Source organism: Bacillus stercoris (genome assembly GCF_029772985.1).
Taxonomy (GTDB): domain Bacteria; phylum Bacillota; class Bacilli; order Bacillales; family Bacillaceae; genus Bacillus; species Bacillus stercoris.
Genome location: NZ_CP121861.1, coordinates 1,132,533 through 1,155,723, shown reverse-complemented (window position 1 = coordinate 1,155,723; position 23,191 = coordinate 1,132,533). Strand labels below are relative to the sequence as shown.

Below are 23,191 nucleotides of genomic sequence, written 5' to 3'. Positions count from 1 at the left end.
TCGCAGGGATAAGGAGGTCGAGCCCTTATCCCTTGTTTTTCTTTTATTTTGAATAAAGGAGCGGTCAATCAATGGAATATGTCATTGAAATGCTCAATATCCGCAAAGAGTTTCCTGGTATCGTCGCCAATGACAATATCAATCTTCAAGTCAAAAAAGGTGAAATACATGCGCTGCTCGGTGAAAACGGAGCGGGGAAATCAACGTTGATGAATGTCCTTTTCGGGCTATATCAGCCGGAGCGAGGTGACATTCGGGTGCGCGGCGAGAAGGTGCACATCAACAGCCCGAACAAAGCGAATGACCTTGGTATTGGAATGGTGCACCAGCACTTTATGCTTGTTGACACCTTTACAGTTGCTGAAAATATTATTCTCGGGAAAGAGCCAAAAAAGTTTGGCAGAATTGACCGGAAGCGTGCAGTCCAAGAGGTACAGGACATTTCCGATCGATACGGCCTGCAGATCCACCCTGAAGCAAAAGTAGCTGACATATCAGTCGGTATGCAGCAGCGCGCAGAAATATTAAAAACCCTCTACCGCGGTGCCGACATTCTCATTTTTGATGAACCGACGGCTGTTTTGACGCCACATGAAATCAAGGAACTGATGCAAATTATGAAGAACCTGGTCAATGAAGGGAAGTCTATCATCTTAATCACCCATAAGCTGAAAGAGATTATGGAGATTTGTGACCGCGTTACGATTATCCGCAAAGGAAAAGGCATCAAAACCCTTGATGTCCGTGATACAAACCAAGACGAACTCGCCAGTCTAATGGTTGGCCGCGAGATATCGTTCAAAACCGAAAAGAAAGCTGCTCAGCCGGGAGTGGAAGTGCTTGCGATTGACGGCATCACTGTAAAGGATACCCGCGGATTTGAGACGGTCAGGAATTTGTCGCTTTCAGTCAAAGCTGGAGAAATACTCGGCATAGCCGGCGTCGACGGAAACGGGCAATCGGAGCTGATTGAAGCGATAACAGGACTCCGCAAAACAGATTCAGGAACCATCACCTTAAACGAGAAACAGATCCAAAACCTGACGCCAAGAAAAATCACTGAATCCGGAATCGGACATATTCCTCAGGATCGCCATAAGCACGGTCTCGTCCTTGATTTTCCAATCGGAGAGAATATCGTGCTGCAAAGCTATTACAAAAAGCCGTATTCAGCATTGGGCGTTTTACATAAAGGCGAAATGTACAAAAAAGCGCGCAGCCTGATCAGCGAGTACGACGTCAGAACGCCGGATGAATACACACACGCGCGGGCATTGTCAGGCGGAAACCAGCAGAAAGCGATTATCGGGCGGGAAGTAGACCGAAATCCTGATTTATTAATCGCCGCCCAGCCGACTCGAGGCCTTGATGTCGGAGCTATTGAATTTGTCCATAAAAAGCTCATTGAACAGCGTGATGCCGGGAAAGCCGTTCTTCTCCTCTCGTTTGAGCTTGAAGAAATTATGAATCTCAGTGACAGAATCGCCGTTATTTTTGAAGGACGCATTATCGCCAGTGTCAATCCGCAGGACACCACCGAACAGGAGCTAGGTCTCTTGATGGCAGGAAGCACGCAAAAGGAAGCGGGGAAAGCAAATGGTTAAACGACTCTCTCATTTACTCGTGCCGCTCATCGCAATCATTCTCGGTCTTGCGGCCGGAGCGCTGATTATGCTTGCGAGCGGCTACAGTGTGATCAGCGGATATTCAGCTTTGTGGAATGGGATATTCGGAGAAATCTATTATGTCGGTGAAACCATCCGGCAAATTACGCCTTATATCTTATCCGGATTGGCTGTGGCTTTTGCATTCAGAACCGGACTCTTTAATATCGGTGTGGAGGGCCAGCTGCTCGTCGGCTGGACAGCAGCTGTTTGGGTCGGTACGGCGTTTGACGGACCAGCATATATCCACTTGCCGCTCGCACTGCTTACAGCGGCAGCTGCAGGAGGATTATGGGGTTTTATTCCCGGCGTTTTGAAAGCGCGCTTCTATGTTCATGAAGTCATTGTCACCATTATGATGAATTATATCGCACTGCATATGACCAATTACATCATTTCAAACGTCTTGACAGATCATCAAGATAAGACGGGAAAAATTCAAGAATCCGCCTCCCTCCGCTCTCCGATTCTTGAACAGATCACCGATTACTCACGGCTGCATTTGGGAATCATCGTTGCCCTTCTCGCAGCAGTTATCATGTGGTTTATCATCAACAAAACAACAAAGGGATTTGAGCTCCGGGCCGTCGGGTTTAACCAGCACGCTTCCCAGTATGCCGGCATGAGCGTGCGAAAGAATATCATGACCTCCATGCTTATCTCCGGTGCTTTTGCAGGACTTGCCGGAGCTATGGAAGGCCTGGGAACATTCGAATACGCAGCAGTGAAAGGCGCATTTACCGGCGTAGGCTTTGATGGTATCGCGGTCGCTCTTCTCGGGGGAAACACAGCCATCGGCGTTGTACTGGCGGCATGCCTGCTTGGCGGGCTGAAAATCGGCGCGTTAAATATGCCGATTGAATCAGGCGTCCCATCAGAGGTTGTCGACATTGTGATTGCCATTATTATTCTGTTTGTGGCTTCAAGCTATGCGATTCGTTTTGTCATGGGCAAATTGAAGAAAAAGGGGGCGAATTAAGTGGACTTTGTGCAGATTTTATCTATCATTGTCCCAGCCACACTCGTTTATGCGGCCCCGCTTATTTTAACTGCTCTCGGCGGCGTGTTTTCCGAGAGATCAGGTGTTGTGAATATCGGTCTAGAAGGCCTCATGATTATCGGGGCGTTCACCAGCGTGTTATTTAATTTATTTTTAGGTCAGGAATTAGGTGCCTCCGCACCATGGCTTTCACTCCTCGCCGCCATGGCAGCAGGCGTACTGTTCTCACTGATTCACGCGGCAGCGGCGATTTCATTTCGCGCCGACCAGACAGTCAGCGGTGTCGCCATTAACATGCTGGCGCTTGGGGCAACTTTATTTATCGTCAAGCTGATCTACGGCAAAGCGCAGACAGACAAAATCCCAGAACCTTTTTATAAGACAAAAATTCCTGGCTTGGGCGATATCCCTGTTTTGGGAAAGATCTTCTTTTCGGATGTTTATTATACGTCTATTCTTGCAATAGCACTTGCCTTTCTTTCTTGGTTTATCCTGTTTAAAACGCCGTTCGGCCTCCGTATCCGTTCTGTCGGAGAGCATCCGATGGCAGCCGATACGATGGGAATCAACGTATATAAAATGCGCTATATCGGCGTGATGATCAGCGGATTGTTTGGCGGTCTCGGCGGCGGCGTATATGCTTCCACGATTGCGCTTGATTTTACGCACTCTACCATCTCCGGACAAGGCTTTATCGCACTGGCAGCGCTTGTATTTGGAAAATGGCATCCGATTGGGGCGCTGGGGGCCGCCCTGTTTTTCGGATTCGCCCAAAGCTTAAGCATCATTGGATCGCTGCTCCCTCTCTTTAAAGACATACCAAATGTGTATATGCTGATGGCTCCTTATGTCTTAACGATTCTCGCTTTAACCGGCTTTATCGGGCGGGCAGATGCGCCAAAAGCTAATGGTGTGCCTTATATTAAAGGAAAAAGATAAAACATTCTCCCCTGGGAAGACGCTTCTCAGGTTTTTTTATAATTCAAAAGACCCCCTTAATTTAATTGTTTATTGGTTTTTTAACTTAAAAAAATATGAAGTGTTAACGCTTTCTTGTAGACTGTAACAAACAATACATGGGGGTGTATGACATGGGAGCAATTCCAAAAACGGGGACAATTTCACCTGAGCAAAAAGACCCACAGGGGAAAAACCTGTTTCAAAAAATCTGGGCTTGGGAAATCGGTGTGATTCCTCTGCCATTATACACAGTATTAGCTGTTATTATTATTCTTGCAGCCTATTACAATGAGCTGCCGGTAAATATGCTTGGCGGGTTTGCCATCATCATGATTCTTGGTGTATTTCTTGGAGACATAGGCCAACGTATACCGATATTGAAGGATATTGGCGGCCCTGCTATCTTATCTTTATTTGTTCCTTCATTTTTAGTCTTTTACAATGTACTAAATTCAACATCTTTAGACGCTGTAACCAACTTGATGAAAACGTCTAATTTCCTTTATTTCTATATCGCTTGCCTTGTAGTGGGAAGTATCCTCGGTATGAATCGAATTGTTTTAATACAGGGGTTTATCAGAATGTTCGTTCCACTGGTTGCAGGAACGATCGCGGCCGTTGCAGCAGGCATTCTTGTCGGATTTATTTTTGGCTACAGTGCTTATGATTCCTTTTTCTTTGTGGTTGTCCCGATTATTGCCGGGGGAATAGGTGAAGGAATTTTGCCGCTTTCAATCGCCTATTCACAAATACTGGGCTCATCCGCTGATGTGTTTGTGTCTCAGCTGGTCCCAGCCGCTATTATAGGAAACGTTTTTGCTATCATATGTGCAGCCTTAATGAAAAAGCTTGGCGATAAGCGTCCAGATCTTAATGGGAACGGACGCCTCGTAAAATCTAAAAAAGCAAATGAGATTTTTAATCAAAAAGAAGCCGAAGCAAAAATTGATTTCAAACTCATGGGAGCTGGAGTTCTGCTCGCGTGTACATTCTTTATTTTCGGCGGGTTATTGGAGAAATTCATCTTCATCCCAGGCGCGATCTTAATGATTATTTCAGCTGCGGCTGTCAAGTATGCGAATATTCTTCCGAAAAAAATGGAAGAAGGCGCTTACCAGCTTTATAAGTTTATTTCTTCAAGCTTTACATGGCCGCTCATGGTCGGTCTCGGCATCCTCTTTATTCCGTTGGATGACGTGGCGTCTGTGATTTCTATTCCGTTTGTCATCATTTGTATATCAGTTGTAATCGCGATGATTAGTTCCGGATATTTTGTGGGCAAGCTGATGAACATGTACCCGGTTGAATCCGCAATCGTTACCTGCTGCCACAGCGGTCTCGGCGGAACGGGCGATGTTGCCATTTTATCAGCTTCAGGAAGAATGGGCCTTATGCCGTTTGCCCAAATTTCAACACGTCTCGGCGGTGCAGGCACAGTGATTTGCGCGACAGTTCTGCTTCGTTTTTTCACTTCATAAACAGAAAGAGTTCCGTTTTATACGGAACTCTTTTTTATCTATTTACAATCCGAATATACTCTCGCGGACCAAACGGCAGATCCTTTGATTCCGTCTCACTCATTCTGGCTGACAGGTGATGCTCCAGTAAATACAGCTCCCACTCATCACGAGCAGCCACACCGCTGCGCCCGTCATATTGATTCAACATGAATGCCCCTGTAAATACTGAGCAGAATAAACCTGAGCACATCACTATTTTTCTTTTCACATGACCAGCTCCTTACATTCAGCTTGATCAGGAATGATTTTAAATATACAAATAACCTCTTTTTTGTTAGACTTATTTTGAGGTCAAAAGAACTCATAAAAATCAATTTCAGCAGTTCGAAGCGTGGCAGCTTGCAGAAAAGTGCGATATAATTTGGACTAGGTCGTTTGACCGTATATTTCATACATAGCGCATTTTTCAATTGAGAACGAGAAAAAGGAGGTCTTACTTTGCAGCTCTTACATTTTGCTATTTTATCGCCTTTTTTATTTGCTTTTATCATTCCATTCTTGGCAAAATACGCAAAAAGAGTGCATACGGGCTGGTTTGTGTTAGTCCTGCCCGTCTTGCTGTTTATATACTTTCTCCCCATGATCAGGATGACACAATCTGGAGAAACACTTCGGTCGGTATTAGAGTGGATTCCTTCACTCGGCATTAATTTTACCGTTTATATAGACGGCCTCGGGTTATTATTCGCCTTGCTGATCACAGGCATCGGCTCTTTGGTCACTCTTTACAGTATTTTTTATTTATCGAAAGAAAAAGAACAGCTTGGGCCCTTTTATGTCTACTTATTGATGTTTATGGGCGCCATGCTCGGCGTTGTTCTTGTAGACAATGTCATGGTTCTCTACATGTTCTGGGAACTTACAAGCCTTTCATCCTTTTTGCTGATTGGCTATTGGTATAAGCGAGAAAAGTCGCGCTACGGCGCCGCCAAATCACTTTTGATTACGGTCAGCGGCGGGCTGTGCATGCTTGGCGGATTTATTCTCCTTTATTTGATAACGGATTCCTTCAGTATTAGAGAGATGATTCATCAGGTTCAATTAATTGCCGGCCACGATTTGTTTATCCCGGCTATGATTCTCATTTTATTAGGTGCATTTACGAAATCCGCGCAATTCCCTTTTTACATCTGGCTCCCTGATGCGATGGAAGCTCCGACGCCTGTCAGCGCTTATCTCCATTCAGCCACTATGGTAAAAGCCGGCATTTATGTAATTGCGAGATTCAGTCCAATTTTCGCCTTTTCAGCCCAATGGTTTTGGATCGTATCCCTCGTCGGGCTCTTTACGATGGTTTGGGGCTCATTCCATGCTGTGAAACAAACTGATTTAAAATCGATTTTGGCGTTTTCAACCGTCAGCCAGCTCGGAATGATCATCTCTATGCTTGGAGCCAGCGCTGCAGCCCTTCATTACGGCCATACAGAATATTATACAGTTGCCGCCATGGCTGCCATTTTCCATTTAATCAACCATGCTACCTTTAAAGGAAGCTTGTTTATGGCAGTCGGGATTATCGATCACGAAACAGGCACACGGGATATCCGAAAGCTAGGCGGCCTGATGGCGATTATGCCGATTACGTTTACCATTTCTTTAATCGGAACATTTTCAATGGCCGGACTTCCGCCGTTTAACGGATTCTTGAGTAAAGAAATGTTTTTCACAAGCATGCTTCGCGTAGCACATTTTGATCTATTCAACGTGCAGACATGGGGCATTCTGTTCCCTGTTCTCGCCTGGATCGGAAGTGTATTTACGTTTATGTACAGCATGAAATTGCTGTTTAAAACATTCAGAGGAAATTACCAGCCTGAGCAGCTTGAAAAACCGGCTCACGAGGCGCCTGTCGGCATGCTCGTATCGCCGGTCATTCTTGTCGCTTTAGCTGTCAGTCTCTTCTTTTTCCCAAATATCTTGTCGTACAGCCTGATAGAGCCTGCGATGAACTCAATCTATCCGACACTGCTGGACGGCCATGAGAAATTCCACGTTCACATTTCACAGTGGCATGGGGTTACAACGGAATTGCTCATGACTGCGGGTATTGTTGTGATCGGAACAATCGGTTATTTGTCGCTGAATAAGTGGAAGGGAATCTACAAACTGTTTCCTTCAAAACTCACACTCAACCGGTTATACGATAAGCTTTTGACTCTGATGGAGAAAGGCTCTTACCGAGTCACAAAACAATATATGACCGGGTTTTTAAGGGATTACTTGCTGTATATTTTCGCTGGTTTCATCATTCTGATGGGCGGAGCTTTTGTCATCAAAGGCGGATTTTCCTTTACAACAGAAGGCATGGCTAAAATCGGCGTATACGAAATCATTTTGACGCTTGTCATGATCAGCGCCACAGTGGCGACTGTTTTTGCCAGGTCAAGACTGACGGCGATCATTTCACTTGGTGTTGTCGGTTATGCGCTTGCATTGTTTTTTGTCATTTTCAGAGCGCCGGACTTGGCATTGACTCAGCTTGTCATTGAAACGATTTCTGTGGCACTGTTTCTGCTTTGCTTCTATCATTTGCCGAAACTGAGATTGAAAACAAAAACGAGAACGTTCCGGATGACGAATTTTATCATTTCTTTAGGAGTCGGGACGATCGTTACTCTGCTCGGCATCGCATCCTCAAGCCAGCGGACAAAAGACAGCATTGCATCCTTCTTTGTAAAACACAGCCACGATCTCGGCGGAGGGGACAATGTCGTCAATGTCATCCTCGTTGATTTCAGGGGATTTGATACAATGTTTGAAATTACGGTATTAACAATAGCCGCTCTCGGCATTTACAGCATGATTAAAACAAAAGTAAAAGAGGAGGGGAAAAGCGGTGAATGAACAAAAAACAAATGACTTAATTCTTCAGACTGCGACAAAACTTGTATCCTTTATCATTTTGCTTTTCTCTTTCTATTTATTTTTATCAGGGCATAACGCGCCCGGAGGAGGCTTTGTCGGCGGACTGATCACGTCCTCTTCCATCGTTCTGTTGCTTCTGGCATATGATTTAAAAACCGTGCGTTCCCTTTTGCCGGTTAATTTCATTTATGTCGCGGGGGCCGGCCTTCTGCTCGCTGTATTAACAGGCGTTGGCTCCTTTGTCTTCGGGGCTCCTTTTTTAACCCACACATTCGGATACTTTCAGCTGCCGATCTTTGGGAAAACGGAGCTCGCCACGGCGACGATATTTGATTTAGGCGTTTATCTTGTTGTCGTAGGCATTACGATGACCATTATTCAAACGATTGGAGAGGAAGAATAATGGAAATCTTAATGGCTGTATTAGCCGGTATTATTTTTATGGCTGCTACGTATTTGCTGCTGTCTAAAAGCCTGCTTCGCGTCATTATCGGAACAGCACTGTTAAGCCATGGCGTTCATTTAATGCTTTTGACTATGGGAGGATTAAAGAAAGGCGCCGCTCCGATATTGAGTGAGCATGCCAAATCATTTGTCGATCCGCTTCCGCAAGCCCTGATTTTGACGGCAATTGTCATTTCATTTGGCGTTACATCATTCATCCTGGTCATGGCCTTTCGCGCTTATCAGGAATTGAAATCGGACGATATGGATCAAATGAGGGGAAATGATCAACATGAATAATTTTGTTATTTTGCCAATCCTGATCCCGCTTCTGTCGGCCATTCTGCTGATTTTCATGACAAAAAATCTTATGCTCATGCGGATCTTCAGCACTGCGGCATCGGCTATCGGGATTGTGATCAGCGGCATACTTGTACAGACTGTCTTCACAAAAGGTATCCAAACACTTAGCCTAGGCGGCTGGACAGCACCGTACGGCATTGTGCTCGTCGCAGACCAATTCGCCAGTCTGCTCGTTCTCACAACAGCGGTCATCGGTTTATTGGTTGGGCTTTATTCCTTCCGTTCCGTCGGTGAAAAACGTGAGCGTTCCTTTTATTACTCTGGCGTACAGTTCTTGCTTGCCGGCGTCAGCGGGGCGTTTTTAACAGGCGATTTATTTAATATGTACGTATTTTTTGAGCTTCTGCTTATTGCTTCCTATATGCTGATTGTATTAGGCGGCACAAAAATTCAGCTGCGGGAATCCCTTAAATATATTGTGTTTAATATCGTATCGTCTGCCCTGTTCGTCATAGGTGTCGGGTTTTTATACGCGGTAACAGGCACGTTAAACATGGCGGATCTTAGCGTAAAAATCACTGAATCTGGACAAACCGGGCTGATCACTGTGATTGGTGTCCTGCTGCTTTTGGTATTTGGCATGAAGGGCGGAATCTTCCCCCTCTACTTTTGGCTTCCAGGCTCTTATTACGCGCCTCCGGCGGCAATCTCCGCATTGTTCGGCGCTTTGCTGACAAAAGTCGGATTATATGCGATTACGAGGGTTTTCACATTGATTTTTATTCACGATACAGCCTTTACCCATCAGCTGATGATTTGGCTGGCGGCGCTGACTGTGATTTTTGGTGTAATCGGTTCACTCGCTTATTCAGATGTCATGAAAATTGTGATCTATAACATTATTACCGCTGTCGGCGTGATTTTGTTTGGTGTGGCAGTACACACCCCCGCATCCATTCAAGGCGCCATTTACTATCTGATTCACGATATGCTGATTAAGGGCGCTTTGTTTATGCTGGCGGGCACGCTGATCGCATTGACTGGAACTGCGAGCCTGCATAAAATGGGCGGACTGATCAAACGCTATCCTGTTCTTGGATGGATGTTTTTCATTTCCGCTATTTCTCTTGCTGGCATTCCGCCACTGAGCGGATTTGTCGGCAAATTTAAAATTGCGGAGGGCGGCTTCGCAGAAGGTGAATTTACGATATCCATGCTGATTCTGCTTTCGAGTCTGCTTGTCCTGTACTCTGTGCTGCGGATCTTTATACATGCGTTTTGGGGCGAAGAAAAAGAAACGCCAAAACCAAATCATCGAACAGCTAAAGGGCTTCTTTATCCGGCAGCTATTTTTCTCTTGCTGTCTCTTCTCTTCGGATTGGGTACAGAATGGGTGTCGCCTTACGTTGATCAAGCGGCCGAGACGCTGCTGAATCCGGAAAAATATATTGAAGCTGTTCTGAAGGAGTAGATCGCATGGCATTTCAAATTTTATTAAATGTGTTTCTCGCTTTTTGCTGGATGTTCTTAAGCAACAGTCCAAGCGCCGCAGGATTCATTACAGGCTATATTCTGGGAATGCTCTCTCTCTTTTTCTTCCGGCGCTTTTTCACTCGCCAGTTTTATCTATGGAAAATGTTTTCTATCATCAAGCTCTGTTTCATTTTTATAAAGGAACTGTACCTTGCCAATGTCAGCGTGATGAAGTCCGTTTTATCACCAAAAATGAATATCAGACCGGGCATTTTTGCTTTTAAAACTGAACTGACGAAAGATTGGGAAATCACCCTGCTTTCCCTGCTCATTACATTAACGCCGGGAACCTTGGTGATGGATATTTCTGATGACAGAACAATACTTTATATTCATGCAATGGATATCGAGGATGCGGAAAAAGCGATTTTTGATATTCGGGAGTCTTTTGAAAAAGCCATACAGGAGGTGAGCCGCTGATGTTTACGCTGATCCTGCAAATCGCACTCGGCATTATGGCAGTGTCTACCTTTTTGTATGTCATTCGTGTCATTAAAGGGCCGACTGTGCCCGACCGGGTCGTGGCTCTGGATGCTATCGGCATCAATCTGATCGCGATCACGGCGCTTGTCTCCATTTTGCTGAAAACAAGTGCGTTTTTGGATATTATTTTGTTGCTGGGGATTTTATCATTTATCGGAACAATTGCATTTTCCAAGTTCCTGGAGAAAGGAGAGATTATCGAAAATGATCGAAACCGCTAAGGTCGTTGTGGCTGTATTCATATTGCTTGGCGCTCTTGTATGCCTCATTGCATCATTCGGAGTGCTTCGCCTTCCAGATGTGTTTACACGCTCTCATGCTGCTTCTAAAGGCTCAACATTGGGGGTCAATATGATTCTGCTCGGTGTCTTCTTCTATTTGTGGTTTGTGTCAGGGGAACTCTCCGCAAAAATCCTGCTTGGAATTCTCTTTATCTTTATTACGTCGCCTATCGGCGGACACTTGATCTGCCGTGCTGCGTATAACTCCGGCGTCAAGCTTGATGAGAGAAGTGTACAGGATGACTATAACGGAATCAGAAACTTTGTGATAAAACGAAAAAAGGATTCTTATTTATAAAAATAAGCAGCCGGACAGGCAGAGTTCCGGCTGTTTTTTTATTTCTTGATGACAGCCAGCGTGCATCTGGATATACAGATTAACCTCTCTTGCTCGTCATATATGTGAATATGATAGACAATCGTCGTTCTGCCTACATGAACGGGCTCGGCTACCGCCTTTACCGTTCCTTCCTTAACAGATTTTAAATGGTTGGCGTTAATCTCCAAACCGACACAAGCTTGCGTTGTATGATCAATCAGGTTCTGTGCACCTGCGCTCGCCGCGGTTTCCGCCAGGGCCACTGAAGCGCCTCCATGCAAATATCCGAACGGCTGTACCGTCCGATGATCCACCGGCATGACCGCAACGCATCGTTCCGCTGTGTTTTCAACAATCTCAATACCAAGCGCTTCAAGCAATGTGTGCTTCATATCCATCTCTACACCCCCCAACATTTAAAGTACACCGTCTGATTTCGCAATCAAAACCGCTTCCGTCCGGGAACCGACATTCAGCTTATTGAAAATCGATGTCAGGCTGTATTCAATGGACCGCTTGCTCAAGTGAAGGGCATCTGCGATTTCTTGGTTTGTAAATCCTTTTTCAACTTCTTGCAGAATCAGGCATTCTCTAGGTGTGAGCACATCTTGTTCTTTTTGAGAGGAAGGAGCCGGCTTTGTTTTTTGCTGAGTCATCAGCTGTTTAAAGTAAGCAAAATCGACTAAAATTTCTCCGTTGAGTACGTGGTATATGTATTGGGTGATCTTTTCTTTAGATTCCGTTTTGCTGATGGCACCGTGCAGACCCGCACGAATCGCTTCCTCAAAATAATCCTCGACCTCATAACCGGTATACACGATAATTTTACAATGAGGATTCTCTTGTAAAATCTGTTTAGAAAGCTCCATCCCATTGACCTCGCCGCCTAAATTCAGATCCATTAAAATGAGATCATATGACGAGAAATCATGCTGCTTGATAAACTGTTCACTCGGTTCAGGACTGAGACAATCAACAGACAAATTCGAATCCGTTTCCAAAATTGTCTTGGTGCCTTCCATGACAGCCGGATGGTCATCAATCACTAGTATCTTTTTCATGTTTTCCTCCCTTTTACTCACTCTTTTCCATTTTATAAAAAAGACTTGGCCTGTGCCAAGTCGTTTCCGTTATAAATCCATTACAATTCGATTTCAATATCAGCCTTAAAGCCCTTTCCTTCACTCGTTTCAATCCGAAGGCGCCCATCTAAAGCCCTGACTCTCTCCTTAATGCCAGAAAGCCCCATGCTCATGGAATGTTCAGTATTTTTTTCAAGGTCAAACCCTACGCCATCGTCCTCATAATGAAGAACAATTTTGTTTTGTATACTGATGAGCATAATCAGCACATCCGTCGCCTGAGAGTGCTTGACCGCATTAGACAGAAACTCTTGAATGATCCGGTACAAATTCAGCTGCGAATCCAGATCAAGGGAAGCCGTAAATCTCCCGGTATTTAAACGAATATGAAACGGAACCCGCTCCTGCTGCTGCGCCACCAGCTTCGACAGCGCCTTCACCAATCCAAGATCATACAGAAGCTGCGGCCGCAGCTCATGACACGTCTCCCTCGTCATCGAAATCACATCTGACATCTGCTCATTCATCTGTACAAGCTTGTCCTGCACTTCTTCACGGCACGGATTGTCATCCTTTTTAAAATCACCCAAAAACAGCTCACACTGGCGTTTTAAGGAAATCAAGTCCTGAAGAACCGAATCGTGGAGATCGCGGGCGAGATCGGAGCGTTGTTTTTCCTCGATCGTGTACATGAGTTTTTTGAGCCATACGGGGTTGGATTCTTGTTGTTTTATTTCTTCTAAATGACTCATCAGTTCTTCAATTTTCATGACGTTTTCGATCGATACGTTTGTATAAAAAGCCAATGTTTTCAGCCAAGAAAGTTCTTCAAGTGTAAGACGGGGCGTATTCATTTTAGATAAACAAAGCATTACAAATGATTTCCCACCGCGTTCACCTATCTTCATGACAAAACCTTTATTAAATTCAACGATTTTCCCTATTTCGGATGTTACTTTTCTAAATTCTTTTTGATAGACTTTTTCAAATGAATTTACGTTCGCATCATCATATAGTTCAATACTTGCGTCAGCTGAAACTTCATATACATGTGCTCGGCTAACAAGAGAGACTTCAAGTATAGTATTTTTCAGTTCTTCAAATACTTGAGTCAAGGAAGTTGAGTCTCTAATCATCTGCGTGAATTTATATATACTGTCTTGATAATTGAATTTTTCCGAGACCCTTTTTAATCTAAATCTGAAATCAAGTACTTCTTTATAATAAAAAACAGCCACCATAATAATATATATCAGAATCGCCAGTCTAAAATAATAGAAATCTCCAGCTGGATTTCCTATTAACTCAAATACCGTAACTAAAATAATTGTGGGCGTTAATGCTAATATTCCATAATATTTTAACCTACTTAAAATAAAATCCACATTATAAATTTTATTTGTCATAAATTGATAAACCAAAGAAAATGGTATTAGGAACATAAATGAAGCAGCTATAAAAGAAGAAATTCCATCAGTGCTTAAGAATACATAAGGTATTATATATAAAAACAAAAACGGCGAAAAAGATAAGATATTAATTATGGTAAGAACTTTTATAATATGTGCTTGTTCAGTATCCTTACTTTTAATTAAAATAGATCCAAAATATACGCTCACGATTATAAATGAAATAAAGAACGAAAGTAAATTTATTTTAGGCACATAATGTCTAAAGAAAAGCTGAGTTCGCAACAATTCAAAAACTAGATTTAGTATTGGAATTGCATATAGTATAAAAACTTTTTTGTTAAATAACACAGTGCCTAGTTCTTTAAAATACTGATACAAGAAAAGAAGATAGTTAAACATTACAGATGTTAAAGTGAATACCATTATACATCTGCTTAACCAATCCCCCTTTGCAGATCCGCCCGCACTTAAGTATGCTAAAGAAGCTGATAACAAGAAAACGATTAAAATCAAAGCAGATAGTAGTTTTTTCGATTCATTTATTTTTAGAATGAAGAAACAACAAAATAGACAGGCTATATAAAATATTAGTGGGATAACAAAAGTAGTAAAATTCCCATCATTCATTAAATCAGGCTTAATTCTAACCTTTTCTCCATCTCTCTCGACGACTATTGAACTCACATGGTTTGAATTATATTTTTGAACTTCAAGAGGACGCTTAACTTTTTGATTATTGATACTTTTGATGACGTCCCCTTTTTGTATGCCTGAGTAATAAGCCGTAGAAAATTCCTCAATATTTGTTATTACGACTTCATTGTCTTGATTTTCGGCTACTGCTGCACCAACTAAAAGTTTACTCGAACTTATATACGTTAAATAAGTTACATAGACTAAACTGACTAAAATCAAAATAATTGAAACTTTGTTGTACCATGCCTTCATTTATTAAAGCCTCACGAAGGAACCCAATTACCGTTTGTATAAATTTGCAGCCCTCTAAAGGCATCAACTATACTTTTCAATTGTTCCTTATCTATATTTAATAAAGAGGCTCTGCCTTCCATGACCTCATCTAAAACTTCTGGATTTTTTACTAAGTATCCGACTATTTCCTGCATATAAATCCTCCTTTATTTTATGATTCCTGTTATTAATTTTTTTATTTTATTCTCTTGCAATTCTAATCTAGCAATTTCTTTCTTTAGTTTTTGTAATGACAAGTGTTTCATTACAAGTAAATATTGCACTACGCCTGCCTCAGTTAATTTTTCTTTTATTTGTTTGGGATTCAATGATAAGAACAACTCAGCATTTTCATACCAACTCAAGATTTCTGCAGAAGCTGAATTAAAACGTTTACTTAAATATAAGTATGCCAATGTGTTTTTCTTCTGAATAAAATCGTTATTTAAATAATATAAACCTTGGTAATCATTCTCAATTTGTGCAATAATCCCAAGTTCATAAGAATAAGAAGCCACGATGGGATGGTATTTGCCTGTTGCCAGCATTACTCCCATTACACAAGGCAATGCCGTTAGCGCTCCTGATTTATTTTTGATCATGTCAAGACAGGCTTCTTCAGTTTGCGGCGCATTCACAATATCATCATGCTGGCCTTGAATTGATTGTAACGCAAAATTCAATATCTCTTGTGAAAATTCTGGTTCATGACTAGCTTGACACATCACTTGTATACTAAGGGTGTAAAGAGCTGTAACTGCATTTAAAGCGATAGACGAGTCAATCTTCATCCAGACAGCATTTCCATTATCTTGATCCTCTAAGTCATCATAAATATCGAATGAGAGTATAAGCAATTCAATTCCGGCAGCAAGCCATTCGATTGCTTTTTGATCCTGACCGTTAAAAGCTAAATAATGATGAAGTGCCAAATCGGCAAACTCAAAAGTATCCTTAGACTCAATAAAATTCTGAAGATATCGTTCCAAGTCCTGATTCTTTATTTTTTGGCTTACAATCTCCTTCATTTTCTCCTTGATCCGGACTGAATCTAAACATATCTGCTCAATAACGACTTCCCCCCTCCCATTCCATTTTACTAAATGGAACATTTAAAGGACAGCAGGTTTTTCGTTTTTTAACAATCATATAATACTTTATCCATTAATTGTATGGATAGAACGAAAAAAAGACTTGTTTCCAAGTCTTTTTCACGAAATTTTCATTGCATAATTGTATTTATCGAGTTGATCGATGCTTTTGTTAATGTTTCGTAATGAATCTGTCGTTTCTTTAATATCAAGTTCGAGTCGGAATAACAATTGTTTTACTTCTTCAAGTTTCTTTTCCATCGTTTCCACACTCCTTTTTTTGAAAGATCAATGAATTGTGTATGGTGAACGAGTCCTAGGTATTTGATCTGTTACTAATAGTGTATCTGCTTTCGGCTCATTTTTCACCGAAAAGTATGCAAAAAGATCCTGCGTGACACCGCAAATATCAATAGGTCCTTATACTCAAAGAGATCACAACAAGAACAGGACTATTTTTCTATGGGCAAGAGCGGATATTTCTGCTCAAATTGAGAAAGATTCTTAATTCCCTTGATTTTAACGTGTTTCACATTTTTATTAAGCAAGACTATAGTCCTTCATACCGTATTTTCAAAATTGAATATGCGATTCTTGGCGTTTCCTGACCGACAAACACCGAAAAAGACCGCAACGCTAAAGTTGTGGTCTTTTCGCTTTGTCATATTCAGCAAATGGGGATCTATACATATAGAAACACCACTTTTGTGTGAGGTGCTCCCATGAGATATCGTTATCCCTGGTTTTACGTGTATCCGTATGAGATACGCCGTCCGCCCGCTCCTGCCTCCAATATAGATACTTTTATCCGTTCAGCGAAGCAGGCCGCAGGGATTTTTGCGGATGCTCAGCTGGTGCTCAGCCGCATTGCGGGCTCGCGGGAGCTCTCGCGCCGCATTCTGACCGCAGCCGAGCAGTCCGATAAACAAACCATAAAGCGCCTGATCAAACAAATGGGCGTCCGGCATGAAGTGGATACGGTCTTTAATCCCGACGGCATCTATATCAGCCTTATCGGCACGCAAAGCCGAATGATTCTTGCTTTGCGGTGGTCAGAGGACCGCAATCATTTTGCGTCCATAAGATTATGACACCATTCCAGAGCCTCAAGATAACATTCATACGCTTCTTCTTTGTCCAGTTGATTGCCTAATTCCGAGCAAGTGTCCCAGTTGTTGCTTTCAATTAATTTCACAAGCTCAAGCATTTGGTAGTAGTCATTTTGATGGCCTAATAACGCTTGCCCGACTTCATCTTTCAAAGGCAATTCTTGTACAATTTCCTCTATTTCTCTATGCAGGAGCGTGTCTATGAGAGAAAACATTCCGATCAGCATATAAGAAGCAGGCTGCGGCCGGGATGCCTTCCTCGCCAGCAGCTCGCAAAGCTTTGCTCTTATCAAAGAAATCTTAATGATTTCGTGCTTGCTGGAATGCCCTTTTCTGCTTAAATCCTTAAAGGAAAGAATATAGATCCACCGTTTGATTTCATTAAATCCAAGCAGCATAATGGCCTGCTGAATGCTTTCAATTTTCTGGCTCAAACGGCTGTGGGATGAGTTTAAAAATTTTAAAATTTGATAGGACAGTGATAAATCCCGCTCTATGTACTCTGTTACACGCTTTATGTTAGGCTGCTCTTTGCTCAGTTCGTTAAGCAGTTCATAGTAAGAATAAAAATGAGTCGACAGGTCATGCCCGCTGATGATGCGCGGCTCGCTGAAAAAGTAGCCTTGGAATAATTGAAAGCCATCTTGAACTGCCTGTTTATATTCTTTTCGGGTCTCTACCTTTTCTGCTAAAAAAATTAAGCCGCTGCAGCTGTAGGTTTGCAAAATTTTTCTGCGTTCCATTCGTGTTGTTTTGAGAAAATCAATTTTCAATATATCAATATAGCTCATGAGCTTTTCCAATAAGTCCTCATTTTGCGGGTTTATTGCATAAAAATCATCGAGCGCCAGCATATACCCCATTTTTTTCAATTCTTTGCATCTAGAAATGAGGGCCGGCGTGATCGGTATATCTTCAAGGATTTCAATGACAAGCTGTTTCGGATTGAAGGAGGTGGGAAGATTCGAAAACATCAGGCTTTCCGTAAAATTAACAAAACAGCGTTTTCCTTCCGTCAGCTTCTCAATTCCGATGTTTAAAAAGCTGTTGATCACCAAATCTGTTGTTGCCTGATCGCCGTCTTTAGCGCTATATACGTTCTCTTCGCTTTCTCTATACAGCAGTTCATAAGCAACAACCTGTTCTTTTCTATTAAAAATAGGCTGTCTTGCAACAAACACCCTCATTGATTAATCCCCCTTACAATACGCGCGGCTTTCACCCCTAAGTATATCAAATATTTTGACGAAAATTGTCTAAACATGAAAAATAATATATTCATAAAAAAACTGGCCCTTCGCGAACGAAAGGCCAGTTTTTATTTATTCTTCCTCAAGCTCTTCTTCAATTCTGCTTTTCACTTCGTGGATCCGCTGCATTTTATTGCTCCAGCAGTCCTCGCTTAAATCAACCGGGTATTCCTCCGGCTTGCTGATTCTTTTATATTCCTCCCAAAGCAGGCTGAGGTTATCCTGCACATACTGCTGTATGTCTGAAATCTCAGGGTTTTGGTAGCAAAGAATACCCTTTTCAAAAATCAGCTCATGAAGATCCTTCGCATAAAAATTCGTGACAAATTTGCTGATGAATGTATGAACCGGATGGAACATTCTGAGCCGCTTCTGATCATTCACCTGCTCATCATAAAGCGCGATATAATCGCCTTCAGAATGATGGTTGGACTGATTGATAATTCGGTAGACTTTCTTTCTGCCCGGTGTCGTCACTTTTTCAGGATTGGATGAAATTTTGATCGTGTCGACCATTTTCCCGTCTTCCTCAATGGCAACGAGTTTATAAACTGCGCCGAGAGCCGGCTGGTCATAGGCAGTGATCAGCTTCGTACCGACACCCCAGATATCAATGCGCGCTCCCTGAGCCTTTAAATTCATAATGGTGTGCTCATCCAAATCGCTTGAAGCAATCACCTTCGCATCTGTAAATCCTGCTTCATCAAGCATTTTACGGGCTTTTTTTGACAGGTACGCCAAATCGCCGCTGTCCAGGCGGATGCCAATGAAATTAATGCGGTCGCCAAATTCCTTGGCAACCCTAATCGCATTCGGCATGCCTGAACGAAGCGTGTCATACGTGTCGACTAAAAAGACGCAATCCTTATGCGTTTCTGCGTATTTTTTGAAAGCTGTATATTCATCGCGGTAAGCCTGCACAAGCGCATGCGCATGTGTGCCGGAAACCGGGATATTAAAGCGCTTTCCGGCTCTTACATTGCTTGTCGCGCTAAAGCCGCCGATTAAGGCTGCTCTCGCTCCCCACATGGCCGCATCCATTTCATGTGCCCGCCTTGTTCCAAATTCAAGCGCAACTTCATCACCGATGACGCCTTTAATCCGGGCAGCCTTTGTTGCGATTAATGTTTGATAGTTCACAATGTTGAGCAGAGCCGTTTCAATCAGCTGCGCTTCAACCAGGGGCGCCTCCACCCTCATAATCGGCTCATTATTAAAAACAAGCTCTCCTTCTTTCATGGAGTAAAGTGAACCTGTAAAAGTCAAGCCGCGCAAATATTCGATAAAATCTTCTTGGTACCCCAGTTCATCTTGTAAATAACTCAAATCGCTATCCGTAAACTTGAAATTTTCCAGATACTCTATGGCTTTTTCCAAGCCCGCAAATACGGCATAGCCATTTTCAAACGGAAGCCTTCTGAAAAACAGCTCAAAAATCGCTTTCTTTTCATGAATGCCGTCTCTCCAGTACGTTTCCGCCATATTGATCTGATAAAGGTCTGTATGCAATGACAGGCTGTCATCTTTAAATCCGTACTCTAACACTGTTTTTCCCCTTCCTTACTCTGCCACTCGCGCTCCGATGCTATTTGCAAAATGGGAAAGAGCCCATGCGTGCCCCTCCTGATTAAAGCTGGCAACAGCCTGTTGATGCACAACAATCTGAAAACCTTTGTTGTATGCGTCAACGGCCGTATGTAACACACAAATATCTGTGCAGACACCGGCAAGATGCAGTTCGCCAATCTGCCGCTCTCTGAGTTTGAGCTCTAAATCAGTTCCCGCAAAAGCAGAATATCTCGTTTTTTCCATGTAGTAAACATTCGGTTTATGTTCATGTTTCTGATATAGAGGCAAAAGCTTTCCGTACAGATCTTTTCCTTCCGTGCCTTTTATATTATGCGGAGGAAAAAGACGGGTTTCGGGGTGATATTGATCCCCTTCATCATGAGAATCTACTGCTAATACGACGTAATCACCGTTTGTGATGAATTCTTCGGTTAAATTGACGATCGCCTCTTCAATCATTCTGCCGGGCTCCCCGCAGGTCAATTTTCCGTCACTCGCCACAAAATCATTCGTATAATCAATACAAATAAGTGCTTTTTTCATAGCCGGCCTCCCCGCCATCAGTATGAGAACATTATATCTTATCTCCAGTTGTAAGTGAATTGCCATGAATAAAAAGACAAACGGCCCGTTTGTCTCTTAAGATTTCAGCACTGACCGATTATAAATGTCGTCCTGAATATATATCAATTCACGATTCACAGCGATGTCAGCCGCAATGACGAGGCCTAAAGGCGTATGAAACTGAAGATCAGATACAATCTTGAAGGGCACTCCGTATCGATTCGCCATTTGGATATAAGGAGAATAAGACTGGTACTGAAGCTCTCCATTAATCAAAAGGGTGACGTTATTGCTGTTTTTCAGCTCTTGTTCCGCCTCTTTATACGGTTTGCTTCTAAGCACTTGTCCTTTCGTCAATGCCAAAACGACTCTTTCTCTTAAAGAGCCTAAAAACAAATGGCGCTCGTCAGGCTTTGTCTCCAAAGGCCCATACATTCCTTGCTGCAAATAGAGATCCATTTTATCTTCACCCAAAAGCCTGTCCTCCCGTCTTGTTTGTTTTCATTATCACCTGATCAGGCAGGAGCTAAACTTTCAAACGCGGTTTACATTTCTGTTACCCAATGAATGATTTTTTTGGCCAGCTCACCAGCAGGGGCTTCCTCTGTATCGGCGCAACGAAGCTTCCAGCCGTTCAGGCAGAGTTGCTTTATCTTCTTCATAGGAAATGATCGTGCTCCACTCCAGTTGCGGGACCGCTACAAGCGTGCGCAGTTCTTTTCTGTTTTCATGCAGATACACGTCCGTGATCATTTCGGTTTGCGTATTGATATTTGCTTTTCTGATTTTCATAACATGACCTCTCTATTCAAAGACTACCCATATTATACAATAAAAAAGCAACAGCCTCTTGTGAAAAGGCTGTTACCCGTTAAACGAAACTGTTTCATCAATGATATCGGCATCTTTGAAAAGAGTTTTACTCGTTTGGTTGTTAATCTTCACAAAGTCACCAAGCTGAAATGTGCCTGACCCCGCCCCTGAATGAGCGACGCTTTTGGGCGAAATCGCAAATACGTCTCCAAAGCTTGCCGCGGCATTACCCGTAACTGACATGATATAAATCGGCCCCACAATTGCAGGCATTTCCCCACCTCCGCATTGATTTACAGCATCATATGCAAAGAGCCGCAAATGGTGCCCGCCTATTCAGCGGGCTTTGCGTTTTCTTCGAGGCGTGACCGCTGGCGCAGTTTGATCAAGCGGACAATATTCAGGAAGAACGCCTTCACTACCGCATAAACCGGCACCGCTAAAATCATGCCGAGAATTCCGCCGAAGCTTCCCGCACCGATTAACAGCAAAATAATCGTAAGCGGATGCGTATTCAGCCGTTTTCCGATCACAAGAGGAGACAGCAGGTTTCCGTCCACCTGCTGAACGATGACAACCACAATAATCGCAAACAGCGCTTTAGCCGGCGAGTCCATAAAACCGACAATGACAGCCGGCGCGGCACCGAGAAAAGGCCCGACATAAGGAATGATATTGGTAATCGCCATGACAATCCCAAGAATCAGGGCATACGGCAGTCCGGCAATTAAATAGCCGATAAAGCACGCTGTCCCGACAAATAGACAGATTAACAGCTGTCCCTGGAAATAAGCCGCAAGCGTATCTGATAAATCTTTAAAAATCTTTAAGCCTTCTGTCCGATAAGAAGCCGGAAGAATTTTTACCGCCAAATGCGGAAAGCGGTGTCCGTCTTTCAGCATGTAAAAAAGGATAAATGGAACAGTAATAATAACAAGCGTGACGTTTGTCACGACGCCAAACACCGCAGATAAACTGGACGTGATATTTTGCGGCAGGTTTTGGAGAAAGCTTGTCAATGACTGTTCAATTTTTGATATTGATACATAATCCTGATTCATCATCCAGGTAAACCATTGGGAATGAGACAAATCCTTTGTCAGCGCCTGAATCTGTTTTATGTAATCAGGAAGGTTGTTGAACAGCCCGGTCACCTGCGATGTGATGACAGGCCCGACTGACGCTGAAACGAAGGCAAGCAAACCGATAAACAGTAAATAGATCAATAGAATGGATAATGTCCGCGGAATTTTTTTCTCAAGCAGGCGGACGACCGGATTAAATATGAAATACAAAATTCCCGCAATCAGCATCGGGAAAAACAATGTCGAGATAAAAACAATGAACGGCTGAAATACAAATGAAACTTTTGTTGCTACATAAATAATCAGCAAAACAAATAAAATCTGCAATGTCCAAAAATGGACTTTTGATTTCAACAAGCTTTGTTCCTCCTAGTTTTTCTTTGTCTGTCAGATAAAAGAACTTATACCCCATCATTGTAACAAAAATGAACTCATATCAGAACTCTTAATATAATGAGAGGAGTGTTGGTGATGAAGGCCGTGACATACGATACAGATTCAGAACTGGCTTATATCTATGTTCTTCCTTTGAAAAAAGAACAGGAATGTACGGACTGCGGAGCTCAGAGTCAATGATTGTCTCCTGCTGGATATCAGCCAAGACGGCAAAATCGCCGGATTCGAATGTTTTGGTGAGGCAGCACGCCTCTGTGCCCCATTTGCCGGGAAATCCCGGCTGTATGTAAAAGATTCAGACGGTTATCAATTTCGGGTCTGCCAGCATGCTTCAGTCCGTTCCTGCTATACGGTGTACGGCGGCACTTTCTGTTTTTTAGATGGTGACTATCAGGAATTTGCCGGTTTTGACCTTGATGGAACAATGTATCCCAGTGCGTTTTTACAGCGCTTAACTGAAAAATAGGACGTCCCGGTGT

At 42.9% G+C, this 23,191-nt stretch carries 26 protein-coding genes and 2 pseudogenes; 14 read left to right on the top strand and 14 right to left on the bottom strand.

The window, feature by feature from the left end; all coding sequences use genetic code 11:
• The first annotated feature begins 71 nt into the window (after positions 1 to 71).
• The 4 genes from nupO to maeN all read left to right on the top strand — a co-directional run bounded on the left by nupO (position 72) and on the right by maeN (position 5,102).
• On the top strand, positions 72 to 1,604 hold the full coding sequence (gene nupO, locus QA442_RS05970; protein WP_014665179.1) for a guanosine ABC transporter ATP-binding protein NupO: 1,533 nt from the start codon (positions 72 to 74) through the stop codon (positions 1,602 to 1,604).
• Complete coding sequence (gene nupP, locus QA442_RS05965; protein ID WP_095431801.1) at positions 1,597 to 2,643, top strand: guanosine ABC transporter permease NupP; 1,047 nt, start codon at positions 1,597 to 1,599, stop codon at positions 2,641 to 2,643. The genes nupO and nupP overlap by 8 nt, the downstream gene beginning before the upstream one ends.
• Entirely contained in the window at positions 2,644 to 3,603 is a 960-nt protein-coding gene (gene nupQ, locus QA442_RS05960) for a guanosine ABC transporter permease NupQ (protein WP_069840238.1), read from the top strand.
• Positions 3,604 to 3,755: 152 nt separating this feature from the next.
• Positions 3,756 to 5,102, top strand: a complete 1,347-nt coding sequence (maeN, locus tag QA442_RS05955) for a sodium/malate symporter MaeN (RefSeq protein ID WP_014665182.1) — start codon at positions 3,756 to 3,758, stop codon at positions 5,100 to 5,102.
• 34 nt (positions 5,103 to 5,136) lie between these two features.
• Here maeN and QA442_RS05950 read toward each other — a convergent pair whose 3' ends face one another.
• Positions 5,137 to 5,352 carry a hypothetical protein gene (locus QA442_RS05950; protein WP_040081973.1) on the bottom strand — a complete coding sequence of 72 codons (216 nt, stop codon included), beginning with the start codon at positions 5,350 to 5,352 and terminating at the stop codon, positions 5,137 to 5,139.
• A gap of 230 nt (positions 5,353 to 5,582) precedes the next feature.
• On the opposite strand from QA442_RS05950, the gene QA442_RS05945 reads away from it, so the two are divergent.
• The 7 genes from QA442_RS05945 to mnhG are packed head-to-tail and all read left to right on the top strand — an operon-like array spanning position 5,583 to position 11,351.
• Positions 5,583 to 7,988: a Na+/H+ antiporter subunit A gene (locus QA442_RS05945; protein ID WP_095431802.1), complete on the top strand. Its 2,406-nt coding sequence runs from the start codon at positions 5,583 to 5,585 to the stop codon at positions 7,986 to 7,988.
• On the top strand, positions 7,981 to 8,412 hold the full coding sequence (locus tag QA442_RS05940; RefSeq protein WP_014665185.1) for a Na(+)/H(+) antiporter subunit B: 432 nt from the start codon (positions 7,981 to 7,983) through the stop codon (positions 8,410 to 8,412). The genes QA442_RS05945 and QA442_RS05940 overlap by 8 nt, the downstream gene beginning before the upstream one ends.
• Positions 8,412 to 8,753 carry a Na(+)/H(+) antiporter subunit C gene (locus QA442_RS05935; protein ID WP_003220730.1) on the top strand — a complete coding sequence of 114 codons (342 nt, stop codon included), beginning with the start codon at positions 8,412 to 8,414 and terminating at the stop codon, positions 8,751 to 8,753. Before QA442_RS05940 ends, QA442_RS05935 begins: the two co-directional genes overlap by 1 nt.
• A complete protein-coding gene (locus tag QA442_RS05930; RefSeq protein ID WP_095431803.1) occupies positions 8,746 to 10,227 on the top strand; it encodes a Na+/H+ antiporter subunit D in 1,482 nt (493 codons plus the stop codon). The genes QA442_RS05935 and QA442_RS05930 overlap by 8 nt, the downstream gene beginning before the upstream one ends.
• Before the next feature lie 5 nt (positions 10,228 to 10,232).
• The gene (locus tag QA442_RS05925) at positions 10,233 to 10,709 is read left to right on the top strand and encodes a Na+/H+ antiporter subunit E (RefSeq protein ID WP_014665187.1); all 477 of its coding nucleotides are present in this window, start codon (positions 10,233 to 10,235) and stop codon (positions 10,707 to 10,709) included.
• Positions 10,709 to 10,993: a Na(+)/H(+) antiporter subunit F1 gene (locus QA442_RS05920; RefSeq protein ID WP_003228814.1), complete on the top strand. Its 285-nt coding sequence runs from the start codon at positions 10,709 to 10,711 to the stop codon at positions 10,991 to 10,993. Before QA442_RS05925 ends, QA442_RS05920 begins: the two co-directional genes overlap by 1 nt.
• The gene (mnhG, locus tag QA442_RS05915; protein WP_014665188.1) at positions 10,977 to 11,351 is read left to right on the top strand and encodes a monovalent cation/H(+) antiporter subunit G; all 375 of its coding nucleotides are present in this window, start codon (positions 10,977 to 10,979) and stop codon (positions 11,349 to 11,351) included. Before QA442_RS05920 ends, mnhG begins: the two co-directional genes overlap by 17 nt.
• Positions 11,352 to 11,389: 38 nt before the next feature.
• Here mnhG and QA442_RS05910 read toward each other — a convergent pair whose 3' ends face one another.
• From QA442_RS05910 to degQ, 6 genes are all read right to left on the bottom strand, one after another.
• Positions 11,390 to 11,770 carry a hotdog fold thioesterase gene (locus tag QA442_RS05910; protein ID WP_040081970.1) on the bottom strand — a complete coding sequence of 127 codons (381 nt, stop codon included), beginning with the start codon at positions 11,768 to 11,770 and terminating at the stop codon, positions 11,390 to 11,392.
• Between the two features lie 18 nt (positions 11,771 to 11,788).
• Positions 11,789 to 12,433: a two-component system response regulator ComA gene (comA, locus tag QA442_RS05905; RefSeq protein ID WP_003220716.1), complete on the bottom strand. Its 645-nt coding sequence runs from the start codon at positions 12,431 to 12,433 to the stop codon at positions 11,789 to 11,791.
• An 80-nt stretch (positions 12,434 to 12,513) separates the two neighbouring features.
• Positions 12,514 to 14,814 (bottom strand): histidine kinase, encoded by a 2,301-nt coding sequence (locus QA442_RS05900; RefSeq protein WP_251198651.1) that lies wholly within the window; start codon positions 14,812 to 14,814, stop codon positions 12,514 to 12,516.
• 11 nt (positions 14,815 to 14,825) lie between these two features.
• Positions 14,826 to 14,990, bottom strand: coding sequence for a competence pheromone ComX (comX, locus tag QA442_RS05895; protein ID WP_014665191.1), 165 nt, complete (start codon positions 14,988 to 14,990; stop codon positions 14,826 to 14,828).
• 12 nt (positions 14,991 to 15,002) lie between these two features.
• Entirely contained in the window at positions 15,003 to 15,863 is an 861-nt protein-coding gene (locus QA442_RS05890) for a polyprenyl synthetase family protein (protein ID WP_095431805.1), read from the bottom strand.
• A gap of 183 nt (positions 15,864 to 16,046) precedes the next feature.
• Positions 16,047 to 16,187: a degradation enzyme regulation protein DegQ gene (gene degQ / locus QA442_RS05885; protein WP_003220708.1), complete on the bottom strand. Its 141-nt coding sequence runs from the start codon at positions 16,185 to 16,187 to the stop codon at positions 16,047 to 16,049.
• 221 nt (positions 16,188 to 16,408) lie between these two features.
• Here degQ and QA442_RS05880 point away from each other — a divergent pair, with 221 nt between their 5' ends.
• Together QA442_RS05880 and QA442_RS05875 are read left to right on the top strand one after the other, a co-directional pair.
• Positions 16,409 to 16,534 carry a hypothetical protein gene (locus tag QA442_RS05880; protein WP_128422565.1) on the top strand — a complete coding sequence of 42 codons (126 nt, stop codon included), beginning with the start codon at positions 16,409 to 16,411 and terminating at the stop codon, positions 16,532 to 16,534.
• A 114-nt stretch (positions 16,535 to 16,648) separates the two neighbouring features.
• Positions 16,649 to 17,017: a YuzC family spore coat inner layer protein gene (locus QA442_RS05875; protein ID WP_014665193.1), complete on the top strand. Its 369-nt coding sequence runs from the start codon at positions 16,649 to 16,651 to the stop codon at positions 17,015 to 17,017.
• On the opposite strand, the gene pdeH is transcribed toward QA442_RS05875, so the two are convergent.
• The 7 genes and pseudogenes from pdeH to QA442_RS05840 all read right to left on the bottom strand — a co-directional run bounded on the left by pdeH (position 16,993) and on the right by QA442_RS05840 (position 22,673).
• Positions 16,993 to 18,222, bottom strand: coding sequence for a cyclic di-GMP phosphodiesterase (gene pdeH, locus QA442_RS05870; protein WP_014665194.1), 1,230 nt, complete (start codon positions 18,220 to 18,222; stop codon positions 16,993 to 16,995). The genes QA442_RS05875 and pdeH overlap by 25 nt on opposite strands.
• A gap of 135 nt (positions 18,223 to 18,357) precedes the next feature.
• Complete coding sequence (locus tag QA442_RS05865; RefSeq protein ID WP_095431806.1) at positions 18,358 to 19,830, bottom strand: nicotinate phosphoribosyltransferase; 1,473 nt, start codon at positions 19,828 to 19,830, stop codon at positions 18,358 to 18,360.
• A gap of 15 nt (positions 19,831 to 19,845) precedes the next feature.
• Positions 19,846 to 20,397, bottom strand: coding sequence for a cysteine hydrolase family protein (locus QA442_RS05860; RefSeq protein ID WP_095431807.1), 552 nt, complete (start codon positions 20,395 to 20,397; stop codon positions 19,846 to 19,848).
• A gap of 96 nt (positions 20,398 to 20,493) precedes the next feature.
• On the bottom strand, positions 20,494 to 20,892 hold the full coding sequence (locus QA442_RS05855; protein ID WP_095431808.1) for a YueI family protein: 399 nt from the start codon (positions 20,890 to 20,892) through the stop codon (positions 20,494 to 20,496).
• A gap of 71 nt (positions 20,893 to 20,963) precedes the next feature.
• Positions 20,964 to 21,210 (bottom strand): annotated as a pseudogene (locus QA442_RS05850) (YueH family protein).
• A 72-nt stretch (positions 21,211 to 21,282) separates the two neighbouring features.
• On the bottom strand, positions 21,283 to 21,504 hold the full coding sequence (locus tag QA442_RS05845) for a spore germination protein (RefSeq protein ID WP_040082522.1): 222 nt from the start codon (positions 21,502 to 21,504) through the stop codon (positions 21,283 to 21,285).
• Positions 21,505 to 21,563: 59 nt separating this feature from the next.
• Positions 21,564 to 22,673, bottom strand: a complete 1,110-nt coding sequence (locus tag QA442_RS05840; protein WP_279473831.1) for an AI-2E family transporter — start codon at positions 22,671 to 22,673, stop codon at positions 21,564 to 21,566.
• A gap of 114 nt (positions 22,674 to 22,787) precedes the next feature.
• On the opposite strand from QA442_RS05840, the pseudogene QA442_RS05835 reads away from it, so the two are divergent.
• Positions 22,788 to 23,178: pseudogene (locus tag QA442_RS05835) on the top strand (DUF2283 domain-containing protein).
• The last annotated feature ends 13 nt before the right edge of the window (positions 23,179 to 23,191 follow it).